Here is a 14,333-nt window from a genome sequence, read left to right on the forward strand (position 1 = left end):
TATTTGTGCCTGCAGCCGACTAGCCGGCACTCGACCCCAAATGTTCAAGCACCAGTACTCGCGTTCCTTTCGGGCACCTTTGGTAAAGATCAATGATGTCCTCAGGGAACATGCGGATGCAACCACTGGATACATCCCGACCAATACTCCAAGGCTCAAGTGTGCCGTGAAGCCTGTAGCCGGTGTCAGCACCATCACGATACAAGTAGAGCGCCCGTGGGCCGAGCGGGTTATTAGCGGCTCCGCCTTCTACACGCCGTGGAAGGTCTGGCTGCCTTTTAAGCATCTCGGGCGGCGGGACCCAACGTGGCCAGAGCGCTTTCCGGTCAATTCGTGCACGACCATACCATTTAAAGCCTTCGCGTCCGACCCCGACGCCATACCGAAGTGCGGTATTATTTTCCCATGTGACATACAAAAAGTGATTGCGGGTGTCGACCACAACGGAGCCGGGCGGTTCGTCGCTGAAATATTTGACCATTTGACGCTGCCAGGCGGAGTCGATTTTATCGAAATTGGTTCGCCGGTAGCGGAAACCATTGTCTTCCGTAAAGCCGTCGAAGTAGGCGTTTGCAGCCGCGTTTGCGCGTGAGATAGAAGGCATGGCGAGCGCCGTGCCGGCACTACCCATACCGATCAGAAACCTCCGCCGTGACAAAAACATATCCAGCCCTCCCTCAAACACCGCACATCATGCGACGATGTCTTCGGGAATATAAGGCTTTAGAAATTGCGTAACGTCAACTTGATGCTCAGACTTATCAGGCTTTGCGGCGCTGTTCCCGGTAGAGCAAGTAAAGCCCAGACGAGACAACAATACCGGCTCCAAGTAGTGTTGCGAGTGTCGGAATGTCTGCGAACACCAAGTATCCAAGCGTCACCATCCAGATGATTTGAACGTAAATAAAGGGTGCGAGTACCGGCGCAGATGCAATCCCATGCGCTCGAATGAAGAGGTAGTGCCCAAGCGCGCCCCAAAAGCCCGTCGAAAGCAACAACACCCAAAAGAACGCAGTGGGCGGCGCCTGCCAAACAGCTATGCCGGCTGGCGCCATTGCGAGTGCACCCACACACCCAGACAAGATGAGCATACCTGTTGGCGACTCTGTTGCTGTGAGCTGCCGTGTCATCAGTGCGTAGACGGCATAGAACAACATGGCCAACACAGAATAGATCGCAGCCCAATGGATATTTCCCAGACCCGGTTGCGTGACCACCAACACCCCGGCAAAGCCAACAATAATGGCTGCCCAGCGCCGTGGTCCGGCCCACTCGCCCAGCATTGGACCAGCAAGGGCTGTAACAACAAATGGTGCGGCAAACATGATCGCAACAGTCTCTGCCAGCTGCAGATACTGGACCGCAAGAAAATTGAATATGGTGGTCCCGAGAAGGCAGAGAGCCCGCACCAGTTGGAGGATGGGCCTCCGCGTTCTTAAAATACCAGGTCGTCGCCATACCTGGAATAGAACCGCGGCGATCAAGACGTGAGTCACAAACCGAACCCAAACAATCTGCAAAGGCGGGATTTCGCTTCCCAAATATTTCGCGGTTGCATCAAGGATCGCAAAACACAAGCAAGCGAGGATGATCAGCCCAATACCGGCCATTGGCGCGGTGTTGGCAGCGGTCGACGAAACACTGTTTGCTTGGATGGTTGGTTCGGGCACGTGGAAGACTACCTCTAGTAAGTTGCCTGCACACTAGTGCAGCAGAGGAGTTCGCAATAGCCCAACGCTTTAGCTTTTGGTACGTCTAGCTGACCCTGCTGGTTATTAACTGGAGAAGCAAAAATTGGCGCAGGTGACAATTCAAACGCCGGTTGGAGATATTACTGTTGTTGAGACAAATGATGCGATCACCCAGCTCGTATGGGGTGGTGCGGGAGTTGCCTCCCAGCCTACTCCGTTGCTCAACGAAGCGGGCCGCCAACTGAAGTGCTATTTTGACGGAACGCTGACGAATTTTGATTTGCCGCTAAACCCTTCAGGCTCCAACTTCCTTCAGTCAGTATTTTCACAGATGATTAAGATTCCATATGGAGAAACCAGAACCTATGGACAATTGGCCGAGCGCTTGAACACATTTGGTCAGCCTGTTGGACAAGCTTGCGGGGCAAATCCAGTACCCATTATTATTCCGTGTCACAGGGTGCTCTCAGCCAATGGCTTGGGAGGATATTCGGGCAGGGGTGGTCCCGAGACAAAAATTGCGCTTCTCAGGCTTGAGGGAGGCTACCCGTTTCTCCTGTAAGCCTCCCGCTACAGGAATAGTTGGCTGAGCAGGAACGCAACTACGCCAAAGGTGATCCATGTCGCTGCATGGCGCATAGTGGCAGACTGCCCTACTCGACCCGACGGGCCTGGCATTTTACGGGACAGTTTAGACGAATTGAATACGCCGACGGAAACCCTTCGAAATCGCCGCTTCAATTCCGCAGCCCGGCGTGAACCGCGGTCTTCATTGATGGAATTCATCGGCACTTCACTGCTCCCCGGTTTTGGTTTGCGATAACGGAAACGTAGGAATGGAGTTTCCCGAATGCAAATTGGAACATCAGAATGCAATCATGTCTTGGCTTCGTCACGATGCGCGCCTACCACGGCAGTAAACATTCACCGAGAACCGCATGCCTACTCCAAAACACCCAGATAACTGCTTTCCGGAACCGGCTTCAGATATAGAGACCCCAACTTTGGCCGAGGTGGCGAAGGTTTCGCTCAAAGTAGGCGTCTTGTCCTTTGGTGGGCCAGCCGCGCAAATATCGATGATGCATCAAGAGTTTGTAGACAACAGACGTTGGCTGTCCGAAGAACGATTCTTGCATGCGTTGAACTATTGCATGTTGCTGCCCGGACCCGAGGCGCAGCAACTGGCAACATACTGCGGTTGGATTGCGGCCCGCACATGGGGCGGTCTCATAAGCGGATTATTGTTTATTTTGCCAGGCGCTTTTGCAATGGCGATGGTGAGCTGGGTCTATACCCAGTTCGGTAACGTGGGTTTGATTGATGCCGTGTTTTATGGGGTAAAAGCCGGAGTTCTTGCCATTGTTCTTCAAGCGTTGGCAAAAGTCGCTCAAAAAGCACTCAAATCCAAGCTTGCTTGGGGCGTGGCTGCCCTCTCATTTTTGGCCCTGTTTTTCCTCTCTGTCCCTTTTCCAGTCGTGATCCTTGCTGCCGGTATCGCCGGAATATTATTTGCTCGAAACCACCCTCAACCAATAGAGGCATATCCAGCAAAACTACCCAGAATTGCATCTACAGCCGTTACCTTGGCAATCGGCTTGTTGGCCTGGGCAGCGCCTGCAGCTTTGGCAACCATTGTTCTATCGCCGGAACACGTTCTTGTTGACGTGGCCCGCTTCTTCTCAACCCTAGCCGCTGTCAGCTTTGGCGGAGCCTACGCCCTATTGAGCTATATGGCGCAGGTGGCGGTCGAGACAAAAGGCTGGCTTACGGCTGGCCAGATGCTAGACGGCCTGGGTCTTGCCGAAACCACTCCCGGCCCCCTGATTCTCGTCACGCAATTTGTCGGATTTCAAGCCGGGTGGACCCATCCAGGCGAGTTAAATCCACTAACCGTTGGCCTGCTTGCAGCGGCTATGACGACATGGGTGACCTTTGTACCTAGTTTCCTGCTGGTTTTGGCAGGTGCGCCGTGGATCGAAAAATTGCGTGGCAACAGTAAGCTAAATGCCGCTTTGTCAGGCATAACAGCCGCTGTCACGGGGACGATACTGAACCTTGCGGTCTGGTTCGCCATTAATGTCTTGTTCGCAGACATTCGCGAGTTGGAAATAGGTCCGCTTGATGTGACCTATCCGATTCCGCAAAGTCTGGACATTGGAATGGCTGCGATCGCCTGTATCGCTGGTGTGCTTGTTTTTACCGCAAAACGCGGGATCGCAACTGTCGTTTTGACGACCGCATGTCTGGGCCTCGCAGTTCGCGCGTTAACAACTGGGATTTGAATGCTAACGCCAGTGTGCTTCTTATGCTGGCGTTAGCTCGGTATTTCGGTCCAGTTCGGCTGTATCATCGCCTTCATTATCCGTTTCGTGATCCGGATCATCATCTAATGAAATCGAGAGATTTTTCTCTACCTGACGAAGCAGCTTGCGCAGTTTTTTCCGATCCTTGTCGTCCAATCCCGCCATCGCTTCTCTTTCGAGACGCTTCCAAGCCTTGTCAACACTTTCAACCAAAGCCCGTCCGGACTCAGTCAAATGTACCCGAGCCAACCGTCCGTCACTGTCTGACACTTGACGCCGCACATATCCCTGCGTTGAAAGCCGCGTCACCATTTTGGTGACGGTTGGCGGCTGAACACCCAACGCCAAAGCAAGTTGGCTCATGGTGCGACCGTCAGAGTCGGCGAGCACTTTAAGCACCAGTTCCTGTCCGGGATGCAGCCCAATGCGCATCAAATGGGCGCCCGATCGCGCTCTTTGGGCCTTCGCAGCTTGAACAAGCCGGAATGTTACGCTTTTCTTGTAGTTGAATGCCATCGGTGAGGTCCCCGTCTCCTCAAATAGCCGAATCATCCAATCGGCCTGTTCAAAGTCGGGCGAACCTTAGCCACGCTATTTAACCGACGAATGACAATGGAGGCCTAGACGAAGTTAGTAGACTGACATCTTCCGCCGGACAGTCTCCAGGTAACAGCGCCTGACTTCCTCAGTTGAGCCGTCTATCTTGTAATGTGCAGTATAGCTGGTCTTACATTTCGGCCCGCACAGATGCCGCATACCACGCAGAAGCGTTCGACGACCCGGTTCGCCGATCAGCTTCGATTGCCACCAGGACGCGCCGCAAGTGGTTATGACAGCGATTTAATTGATGTGCTGCATTTTTGACTGGATAGCAGCAGTTGCCGTAGGCATTTCAAATGTAGCATGCGGAACCCATACCCTGTCTAGCCAGCCTTTCAGCATTGCCGGCAAACCAAACCACCAAGTCGGGTAAACGAACACCAAACCGTCACACCATTTTATGGCCTCAACGTGCAGGCGCACCGGCTCAGTGTTTTTATCGCTGTCGTGATAGGATCGTCGCTCTTTTGCGTTCATTACGGGATCAAAACCCATTTCGTAAAGATCTAGCAGTCTGACACTGTGCCCGGATGATCGTAGAGTTTCCAGAACAATATCTCTGATAGTCGCATTGAAGCTTTCTGGGCAGGGGTGACAATAGACGACCAGCACATTCATCAAGTCATCCCCGTCTTCGTAGCATTCCAGAAATTTTTATTCACAATGCCTGCAATCCCGGAAACAGGAAGTTCTTGCTGTTGCAGTAATCGTAGTGCGGATTTTCCCATGCGATCATCTTGCCGGGATTTAAAAGGCCTTTTGGATCCGCGGATTTCTTGAACGCCAACTGCACCGCATCTGTCTGCTTCATTCCGCCTTCCTCAAGCGTATAACGGTGTGGGTTGAATATCGGACATCCATTATCTTCGTGAATTTGGATGATTTCATTCAATCTCTCCTCCGTAGTGAATCGGACGATTGGCAGACCGAAGCAAGTTATTTTGCCATCGAACCTTACAAACTCGAGATGTCCCGGCACTTCGTCGCCGAAGAGTTCGGTCATCTTCCGGACGCTCTCCACCTGTGTCGGAAAGGGATACAAAACCTGAAGATATGTAATTGTAGGATCTACCCGAAGGCCGCGCAGAGTCGTGTGGTTCCAACTAAGTTCATAGGCGGGAGGCCGAGCCGTTCGCTCGCCCTCGCTTGCCAGGTCCGATCGATACAGCACTTCCGCAGACTTATACCGCGCCGCAAAAGTAGCAAATGCATCCATGGCAAACGGCGCAATCATACAAACGACGACAGATTGATCCCGACGGATGAACTTTTGATGGCGCAGGAAATAATCATGCGGCAGCGGCGCCGCAATCGGACCAATCTCTTTTGCGAGGAGGCCATCAAGATTGCCCAACGCGTCTGAGAAATGAACGGCATCCATGAAGCCATCAAAACCCACCAGAACATCAACCCAATCATATGACGCCGTTAGCGGCATCTCGACTTCTGTAATAATGCCGTTCGTTCCGTAGGCGTGCATAACCTTTTGCAGATCTTCACCCACCAAATCGAGCTGCCGAGGTTCAGCCTCCATAGTTAAAACGCGAAGCCGGTTCACGTTGCCAAGGTCGCGAAGCCCCCCCCAATTGATTGACCCCACTCCACCTGAGCCGCCAGCGACAAATCCTCCGATGGTCGCAGTACGATAAGTTGACGGGTGCAATCTTAGCTCTTGGCCACTTCGTTTTGCCGCAACATCTATGGCGGACATGATTGCACCAGCTTCGGCGACAACGACACCGGTTTGGATTTCCTTAATACGATTGAGCTCGGACAGATTCAAAACCACACCGCCCGACAGTGGCATGGCCTGACCATAATTCCCGGTTCCTGCTCCCCGGGTGGTAACGGGCACATTGTTTTCAAAGCAGACCTGTAGAACCTGTCTGATTTCCGCCTCTGTTTTTGGCGTAACGAGAAGGTCACCTGAAACATGGTCCAATTGGCGTTTTAAAACCGGCGAATACCAGAAAAAGTCACGGCTCTTTTGTTTGACAATTTGAGGATTGTCTTCGGTTTGAATGCCCTTGAGCGCATGTTTCACGATATCAATTGCAGTCATTGCACAGCCTCCTACGGATGGGCTCTTGCAGGCCCAATCATGTATCGAGCTCGCGATAATCCGGCAAAGTGCGATCAATTGCCTGGCCATCGCGCACCACTTCCCGTGGCCCATGGGGACGCGACAAAAACTCATTCCAATTGCGCGCCCGGAATAATACGAGGTCCGCCGCCCGGCCTGGCGTAAAGTTCCCGCCGTCGAATTCAATCATTTTTGCCGGCGCCGCCGTAATCGTTGAGACCCAGTCAGAGACCGGATGATCAAAATGCAGGGTCCGCGTTGCATAAGCGTAGACCTCAATAAGATCGAGGTCACCGTAAGCGTAAAACGGATCGCGGGTATTGTCCGATGCAACGGCAACAGGTATTCCGTGCGCCTTCATTTCATGAAGCAGTGTGACGCCGCGCTGCCTCGGGGTCCGGCTGGCGTGCCGGTCTTGGAGGTACATGTTGCACATCGGCAGACTTACAATACCGATATCCGAGCGGGCCACGAGGTCTAGGGTTTGATCAACGGCCCCGCTATCATGCTGGGAGAGCGAACAGCAGTGACCACACACGATTTTACCATCGTACTTGTTCCGCAGAGCTGCTTCGGCGATATACCGCAAGCTGCAGGCTGAAGGGTCGAGTGTTTCGTCGACGTGAAAATCAAGCGACAACCCATGGTCTAGTGCGGCATGGAAAACAGCGTCCAAATGTTCTTCCAGACGCGGAACCATATATGTAACAGCGCCGAGGACACCATCATGAGAAGCAACCCGGGCCGAAATGTCTTGTAGAAAGTGATCGTCAGCATCAAGCCGGTCGATCCCGAAAAGACAAACGGCCTGCAGGTCAATTCTATCCGCCCACTCGGATTTTATCTGCTCAAACAACGGCCACGATATTTCGTCCTGCGGAGGAATGCTATCAAGATGCGTGCGGATAGCGCATGTTCCGTGCACGTAAGCACACCTCAACGCAAACTCCATCCGCGTCCGTACGTCCTCCTCGGTCCAATGGGCTGAGCGATCGTCGCCCGTCGCCTGAAGTGCTCCTGAAAACGTTCCGTCCGGATTGGGCTGCCGGTGCCAGATATGGCCCTTGTCGAGATGCGTATGCATGTCTATTGGCGCTGGGATCACCATGCCGCCATCGAGATCTATATAGTTTTCGAAACCGCCCGAAACACCTGCTGGCAGAATGCGCTCGAGCTTTCCGTCGGTGACGAACAAATCGACATGGGCCAGACAATCCTCTCGGTTGACAGAAAGCTGTTCAACCAACAGGCAAGTTGGAACATGGGCATTTTTCAGAACATAACTCTCGGCCGGGATCGGCTGATCGAACAAAGTCTTCATCTCAATTCCTCCGCTTCAATGCGCTTTCAGGCCACTTTCGAAGCAGCGGATGCGAGACAAGACTGGTGCAAAGAAAAGTCACAACACCTGTAGTGGACAGCTGTATGGGCGCGGCAAACAGCCAGGGATTACTAAGACGGAACTGCGATTCGCGCATGCGATCAGTAAGGCCGGACTGCGCACCAGCAGATCCGGCAGCAAATTCCGCAACCACCGCCGCTATGGGCGCGAGGCCACCGACTACACGGAGGCCGGCGAGAAAACACTTAGCGGCGTTCGGAAGCTTGAGAAGCGTCAGCGTCTGCAGGCGGGAAGCGCCGTAAAGATCAAATAGAGTAAGCAGATTTTGATCTATGGACTTCGCCCCCTGCATCGTGTTCGACAGGATTGGAAAGGACGCCACAATCCAAGCGCATATCAAGAGTGCCGCCTGAGTTGTCGGCGCATAATTCAGGATCAATGGAGCGACCGCGATGATCGGCGTGACCTGGAGGATAACAGCATAAGGTTAGAGCGCGTGTCCAACCCAGCGGGATTGCGACATCAGGATGGCAATTCCGATGCCGCCGGTCAAAGCGGCTGCAAGCGCTGTCAGAGTGGTTTTCAACGGGATCAATAGGGCGGCTGATAAAGTTCCCCAGTCCACAATAAGCGACAGAAAACCCACGGCGGACTTGGCACGGCATAGTGGGGGACTTGATAGGCATCAACGTATCATGCCCATGCTGCAATGAAGAGAACAAGCATTGGCGTAGGAACGACCAGCGCCCAAAGCCACTCGGGCACCGACACAGATCTCAATCGCGGCGGCGCTTCTGCCTCGTCCGGCATTCTGTGGCTGAGAGCGTTTTGATCAGCCACCGTCATAAATGATCGTTTGCACTCATCGCCGCGTGAAGTGCGGCAGATGCATCCCGGCAATAGGAATTGTAGTCGATAGACACTCTGAACTCATTGTCCCTCGGATATGACGCATCGACCGCAATATTGCTCACGACCCGCCCCGGTCTCGCGGCCATAATCACGATGCGATTAGACAAATAGACAGACTCAAAAACCGAATGCGTTACAAAAATCACCGTCCAGCCAAACTTTTCCCAAAGGTGTAAAAGATCGTCATTCAACTTGAAGCGGGTGATTTCGTCGAGCGCGGCAAACGGTTCGTCCATCAACAGGAGTTTAGGGCGTGTCACCAATGCGCGGGCGATGGATACCCGCATTTTCATGCCGCCAGAAAGCTCTTGAGGGAAGCAACCTGAAAAGCTCTCAAGGCCAACCATCTCAAGTGCTTCTTCTACCCGGTCCTTTGCATTTGATTTCGACACTCCGCTTACACGCAGAGGCAACCAGACATTGTTGAAAACGGTAGCCCAAGGCATCAACGTAGGTTCTTGAAATACAAAACTGATTTCCGGCGCCGCGTGGCTAAGCGGCTCGTTGGCAGATGCCGACCATTCGATGTGGCCCGAGGTCGCCTCAACGAGCCCCGACATAATGCGCAAGACCGTTGATTTTCCGCATCCGGACGGGCCAAGCAAGCTCACGAACTCGCCCTCCCGAACATCGATACTCATATCGTGGAGGGCAGTGGTTCCGTTGGAAAAGACCTTAGATACCCCGGCCAACCGAACGAGAGGCGGTGGCGCAACCGCGCTAAATTCTTGAAAATGAGATTGCTTGTCGGTCTGTTTTGACACTTAAAATCTCCGGTTGCTTGCATAAGGTCCTGTCGCCGGTAAGTACATGGCCGACCAACTCATTTGGTTAGTTTTTGAGCGGCATGCTAACGCCTTTACTTACAAACTCGGCTGTATAGACCTCGGAGATATCGATTCCCGCCTCTACAACAGCAGCGGTGATCATGGCATCGGTCATGCAGCCAACGCCCTTTTCAAAGGCCTCGCCCGCTTCTATCAATCCGAACGATTTCATAGCCTCGATTGAATAGACAGTCTGGGCAAGTCCTGCTTGGAAAAAAGGGCAAGGCTTGTACCACCGCAGAGTTCCCACAAAAGCGGTTTATTTTTTGAGCAGCCTCAGTGTGATTTAGTTCGCGGCACGCCCAGATCATACGCAGGCTCTCTTAGAAAATACCAAAGAACTTGGTAGAACAACCAGCGCTCAGGCACATGATATCCGTCAGGAGCAAGCACATGACACTCACATCGCATACCCCAATCAGCATCAGGTCACCATTTGCGCATTATAGCCACGGCGTCGAGGTGCCCTCAGGGTCAAGAATTTTGTTTGCTTCAGGTCAATTGGGAATTTGCCCCGACGACACCATCCCAGAATGTGCCATGGAACAGACACGCCTTTGTTTTGAGAACATTGGTGAAGTGTTAAAAGAGGCGAGCATGACCTATTCGGATATTGTCCGGATCAACGCCTTTGTTACAGACCGGCGGCATCTAAAGGCCTATATGCAAGTTCGAGATGAATTCACATCCAATCCACCGCCAGCATCAACACTAATTATCGTGTCGGGATTTGCCCGGGAAGAGTTCGTGATTGAAGTCGAAGTCATTGCGGCTAAGAAAGACAAATGCATGCGACGCTAGAAAATTTCTGAACGCTCATACAATTGCAAGCCGGACTTGCACCTTGCGCGGTTCCAGCCGATTATTGCGGCCAACGTCCAAACAGGCACCCCCTCTTCCATATTCCTTCGCTAACCTTGATCAGTAAACCGAACTCCGTGCTCTTCCTCAGGCACCAAATCGAGACATCACATGCGGCTATGGATCAAAGATCCAATCGACATCCTTGGTCAAAACAGCGGGCGCGGCTTGGTTGTCGAAAATGGCTGCATTGCCGAACTTATTGCAACAGGATCTGAGCCAACCTCACCTGTGGACCAGATTTACGACGCTTCTACGCATGTGGTAACGCCCGGCCTGGTGAATACGCATCACCATTTTTACCAAACAATGACACGCGCGCATCCAGATGCGATCAATAAAGAGCTATTTCCCTGGCTGGTGTCACTTTATCCAATATGGGCGAAACACATCACACCCGAAAACTTTCGACTGGCCACCCGCTTGGCGCTGACGGAACTGATGATGTCGGGATGTACCACGACCTCCGACCACCACTATGTTTTTCCTGCAGGACTAGAACAGGCCCTAGACATCCAAGCAGAAGAAGCTGAGCGCGTCGGGATGCGCATGACGCTGACACGCGGCTCCATGAACTTGAGCGAAAAGGACGGTGGATTGCCACCTGATCAGGTGGTCCAAGACCATGACACTATTCTCGTCGACTGCGAACGGGTGATCAAAAAATACCACAACCGATCATTCGGTTCGAAGCTGCAGGTCGCCCTTGCGCCCTGCTCTCCGTTTTCAGTCACACCAGAGCTAATGCGTGAAACCGCCAGGCTTGCACAGCAGCATGATTGCAGGCTTCACACCCATCTCGGTGAAACGAAAGACGAAAACCAATTCTGTCTGGATCGGTTCGGATGCCGACCGGTTGACTATCTTGAAGATTGCGGATGGCTGTCGGACAGAACGTGGCTGGCACATGGTATTCATTTTACTGACGACGAAGTCAAAAAACTCGGACATGCCTGTGTTGGCATTTGCCATTGCCCAACCTCGAACATGATTTTGGCATCTGGCCACTGCCGCACCATAGAGCTTGAAGCGGCGGGTTGTGCGGTCGGTCTGGGCGTTGACGGCTCCGCCTCAAATGACAATTCCAACTTAATCGAGGGTGTCCGCCACGCGCTTATGATCAACAGACTGACCTATGACACTGCAGGCGTGACCCACCTTGATGCGCTCAGATGGGCAACCGAAGGATCCGCCCGGTGCTTGGGAAGATCCGACATCGGATCGATCGAGCTCGGCAAGGTTGCCGATCTGGCATTTTTCCGCCTGGACGAGCTTAGATTTTCCGGTGCAGGCGATCCGTTGGCTGCACTTGTCTTGTGCGGGGCGCACCAAGCCGACCGGGTGATGATCGGCGGCGAATGGACGGTAGAAAACGGTCAACCTGTTGCTGTGGATGTTGCAGGATTGCGGTACGAGCATGGCAAGGCCGCTAAACAATTCCTAGAAAGCTTGTGACCGTCTCAGTCGACCGCCGCTTAGTGCCTTCAAGGTTTTAGCGCACTCGCAAACAGTGGAATGAGTGCCGAAAAAACGGCGACAAGTGCGAAGGCAATCTGGAGCGAAAATGCATCCCCTATGAAACCCAGCACTGGAGGGCCAAACAGGAATGCTCCATATCCCAAGGTCGCTACAGCAGCCAACGCAGCTCCTTTCGACATAGTCGGATCCGCAGCCGCCCTAGACATTGCAAGCGGGAAAAGCGTTGCATATCCAAGTCCCATAACTGCGCAGCCGAGCCATACCACCCAAACCGAATAGCCTGACACCAGCATCATGCCGCCAATCACCGCCGCAAAGCCACTTAGTCGCGCCACCAATACCGGGCCAAACCGCGCAATCAAGCGATCTCCAACGAGGCGCATTATAACCATTGCGACTGAAAATACGGCAAACGCGATGGCCGAAAGCGAGGGCGCATAGCCAAGCTCATTGATTTGATAAAGTGCAGCCCAATCCGTTATCGCGCCCTCCCCTAGTGCGGCGACCAACGCGATTAATCCGACAAACAGCAACGCACCGGTTGGAACAGCAAGTATCGGTGCTTTTCTTTTGTCCGATTGGGCAATGTCGGACGCCCAAGCGGCAGTGCATCCAAAAAACAGAATGATGCAGGACAAGCCGCCCCAGACCACAAAATGAGCAGGGATCGAAAATCCAAACCAGATGGCACCAGCCCCCGCGCCGGCGCCGACCCCCGCACCCAGGCTGTAAAGGCCATGATAGGAGGACATAACGGGTTTCTTTAGAGCCTTCTCAACCTCGGCGCCCCACCCGTTCATCGCTACATCAAGAGCTCCTATGAAAAAGCCGGTCACAAACATGATCGGAGCCATTGGCCAAACGGTGCCCCCGAATCCGAGCAAAACAAAGCAGCCAAGCAAAACGCAACCGCACACCTTCGTAACCAAGGCCGCTCCACGCTTGTCCATTTGGTGACCAGCTACCGGAAAAGAGACAAATGCACCTGCGGCCATTACCAGCAAAAGCAAACCAAACTGGGCTTCATCGAGATTTAGCCGGGCCTTGATATCAGGGATACGGGATGCCCAAACCCCGATAAACGTACCCATCATGAAAAAGATCGCCGCGACTGCGCGGCGCGCGCGAATGATATGCATGTTTGGTCCAGGGAAGCAGAAAAACGCCGGGTGAGAGTGCACCTTTGCCAGAACCGTAGTGTGAATAGAAAGGCTTCGGCAAGCCTTGTCTAACGCCTGATGTAAGTGGCATCAATAGGATTGCTGGCCGCTGAACAGGCCTTGTTCTACGATCACTACCCGGGAAAGCGCCTCGGAATAGGCAGCAATGGCTTGGCTTCTTTGACGGTCCTGCTCACCCCGCTCCAAATCACCTCCGTCAATGAAGCTCGTCCCATACGCAGCGAAATCAGAAGCAGCATCACCGGCGTTTTCTGCACCTTCGGCGTTGTCTATTTGCAGCTCTTCGGCAGCTGCCTGACGCCGTTCTGCCTGCGCTTCAGACAGTTGTGCCCGTGCTTGCTGTGCCACCCGCATGTCCTGACTGGAGGGCTCCGCCGGCGCGAGGGCGGCCCGTATAACGATCTGCATTTTCCGAATTGTGGCATCGGGGGTCCGTTCAGGTGATGTATCGATCTGAACCTCACCACCAATCGCATATCGTTTACCGTCTGGCCCTTGCTGGAAGGTGTAGGATGGGGCACCTGCATACTGACCACCTACCCGGGCATGCGCCTGCTCATGCGCCCGCACTTCACGATCACGCTGTTGAAGTTCGCGAACCTGCTTCTCTTCCTCAGGTGTCAGATCGTCAGGGCTTGTGTCTACCGCTTCGCCTGCCGCTCCTTGATCTCCCTCGACCGCCAGAGAAGCGGTCTGTTGCGTATTTCCTGAAGACACAGCAGGCCGCTTGCTTTGCGGTTGCGTTGTTGAACCGTCTGTTTGTTCACTGCGCCGGCTACCGCCGGTCGAAGCTTCGCCGCTTTCTTGAAGCGCAACAACAGCTTGAGGAGACAAGGTTCCAACGCGTCCAGTCGCCCTGGCAAGCGACTGCGCTGACACCTCGGATTCGCGCGCAGTTTGTCGGCCTCGCTCGAGCAACGGCTCATCAGCAAGGGTCCTGGTATCGCCCGCAAGCCCACTGCCACGAAGGCCGCTGACGGGCGTGTTGGACAAAAGCGCGCTAATCATTCGAAATACTTCTCATGCTTACGCTGCCAAAGTTTTAACATGCCTT

General features: G+C 53.5%; 14 protein-coding genes and 1 pseudogene. 4 read left to right on the forward strand and 11 right to left on the reverse strand.

Annotation, left to right across the window (positions count from 1 at the left end; genetic code table 11):
• Positions 1-19: 19 nt before the first annotated feature.
• Both JM93_RS17935 and JM93_RS17940 read right to left on the reverse strand, forming a co-directional pair.
• The gene (locus JM93_RS17935) at positions 20-664 is read right to left on the reverse strand and encodes a L,D-transpeptidase (RefSeq protein ID WP_145346225.1); all 645 of its coding nucleotides are present in this window, start codon (positions 662-664) and stop codon (positions 20-22) included.
• Positions 665-761: 97 nt separating this feature from the next.
• Positions 762-1,670, reverse strand: a complete 909-nt coding sequence (locus JM93_RS17940; RefSeq protein ID WP_244300895.1) for a DMT family transporter — start codon at positions 1,668-1,670, stop codon at positions 762-764.
• A gap of 133 nt (positions 1,671-1,803) precedes the next feature.
• Between JM93_RS17940 and JM93_RS17945 the strand changes: the two genes are divergently transcribed.
• Both JM93_RS17945 and chrA read left to right on the forward strand, forming a co-directional pair.
• Positions 1,804-2,253, forward strand: a complete 450-nt coding sequence (locus JM93_RS17945) for a methylated-DNA--[protein]-cysteine S-methyltransferase (protein WP_244300914.1) — start codon at positions 1,804-1,806, stop codon at positions 2,251-2,253.
• Positions 2,254-2,629: 376 nt separating this feature from the next.
• Positions 2,630-3,973, forward strand: coding sequence for a chromate efflux transporter (chrA, locus tag JM93_RS17950; RefSeq protein WP_145346229.1), 1,344 nt, complete (start codon positions 2,630-2,632; stop codon positions 3,971-3,973).
• Between the two features lie 21 nt (positions 3,974-3,994).
• Here the strand turns inward: chrA and JM93_RS17955 are convergent, their stop codons facing one another.
• The 7 genes and pseudogenes from JM93_RS17955 to JM93_RS17985 all read right to left on the reverse strand — a co-directional run bounded on the left by JM93_RS17955 (position 3,995) and on the right by JM93_RS17985 (position 9,930).
• Complete coding sequence (locus tag JM93_RS17955; RefSeq protein ID WP_145346231.1) at positions 3,995-4,510, reverse strand: MarR family winged helix-turn-helix transcriptional regulator; 516 nt, start codon at positions 4,508-4,510, stop codon at positions 3,995-3,997.
• A gap of 324 nt (positions 4,511-4,834) precedes the next feature.
• Entirely contained in the window at positions 4,835-5,212 is a 378-nt protein-coding gene (locus JM93_RS22350) for an NAD(P)H-dependent oxidoreductase (protein WP_341873639.1), read from the reverse strand.
• A 40-nt stretch (positions 5,213-5,252) separates the two neighbouring features.
• Positions 5,253-6,656, reverse strand: coding sequence for an FAD-binding oxidoreductase (locus JM93_RS17965; RefSeq protein WP_145346301.1), 1,404 nt, complete (start codon positions 6,654-6,656; stop codon positions 5,253-5,255).
• Between the two features lie 37 nt (positions 6,657-6,693).
• Positions 6,694-7,998 (reverse strand): cytosine deaminase, encoded by a 1,305-nt coding sequence (locus tag JM93_RS17970; protein WP_145346233.1) that lies wholly within the window; start codon positions 7,996-7,998, stop codon positions 6,694-6,696.
• A gap of 1 nt (position 7,999) precedes the next feature.
• Positions 8,000-8,829: pseudogene (locus JM93_RS22420) on the reverse strand (ABC transporter permease).
• A 32-nt stretch (positions 8,830-8,861) separates the two neighbouring features.
• Positions 8,862-9,695 carry an ABC transporter ATP-binding protein gene (locus JM93_RS17980; protein ID WP_244300900.1) on the reverse strand — a complete coding sequence of 278 codons (834 nt, stop codon included), beginning with the start codon at positions 9,693-9,695 and terminating at the stop codon, positions 8,862-8,864.
• 67 nt (positions 9,696-9,762) lie between these two features.
• Positions 9,763-9,930 (reverse strand): hypothetical protein, encoded by a 168-nt coding sequence (locus tag JM93_RS17985; RefSeq protein WP_196220746.1) that lies wholly within the window; start codon positions 9,928-9,930, stop codon positions 9,763-9,765.
• Between the two features lie 221 nt (positions 9,931-10,151).
• On the opposite strand from JM93_RS17985, the gene JM93_RS17990 reads away from it, so the two are divergent.
• Both JM93_RS17990 and JM93_RS17995 read left to right on the forward strand, forming a co-directional pair.
• Entirely contained in the window at positions 10,152-10,559 is a 408-nt protein-coding gene (locus tag JM93_RS17990) for a RidA family protein (RefSeq protein WP_145346235.1), read from the forward strand.
• 171 nt (positions 10,560-10,730) lie between these two features.
• Positions 10,731-12,074, forward strand: a complete 1,344-nt coding sequence (locus JM93_RS17995) for an 8-oxoguanine deaminase (protein WP_145346237.1) — start codon at positions 10,731-10,733, stop codon at positions 12,072-12,074.
• A 29-nt stretch (positions 12,075-12,103) separates the two neighbouring features.
• On the opposite strand, the gene JM93_RS18000 is transcribed toward JM93_RS17995, so the two are convergent.
• Both JM93_RS18000 and JM93_RS18005 read right to left on the reverse strand, forming a co-directional pair.
• On the reverse strand, positions 12,104-13,237 hold the full coding sequence (locus tag JM93_RS18000) for an MFS transporter (protein WP_145346238.1): 1,134 nt from the start codon (positions 13,235-13,237) through the stop codon (positions 12,104-12,106).
• Positions 13,238-13,348: 111 nt separating this feature from the next.
• Complete coding sequence (locus JM93_RS18005; protein WP_145346240.1) at positions 13,349-14,287, reverse strand: putative metalloprotease CJM1_0395 family protein; 939 nt, start codon at positions 14,285-14,287, stop codon at positions 13,349-13,351.
• Between the last annotated feature and the right edge of the window lie 46 nt (positions 14,288-14,333).

This window comes from Roseibium hamelinense (assembly GCF_007830545.1).
Classification (GTDB): domain Bacteria; phylum Pseudomonadota; class Alphaproteobacteria; order Rhizobiales; family Stappiaceae; genus Roseibium; species Roseibium hamelinense.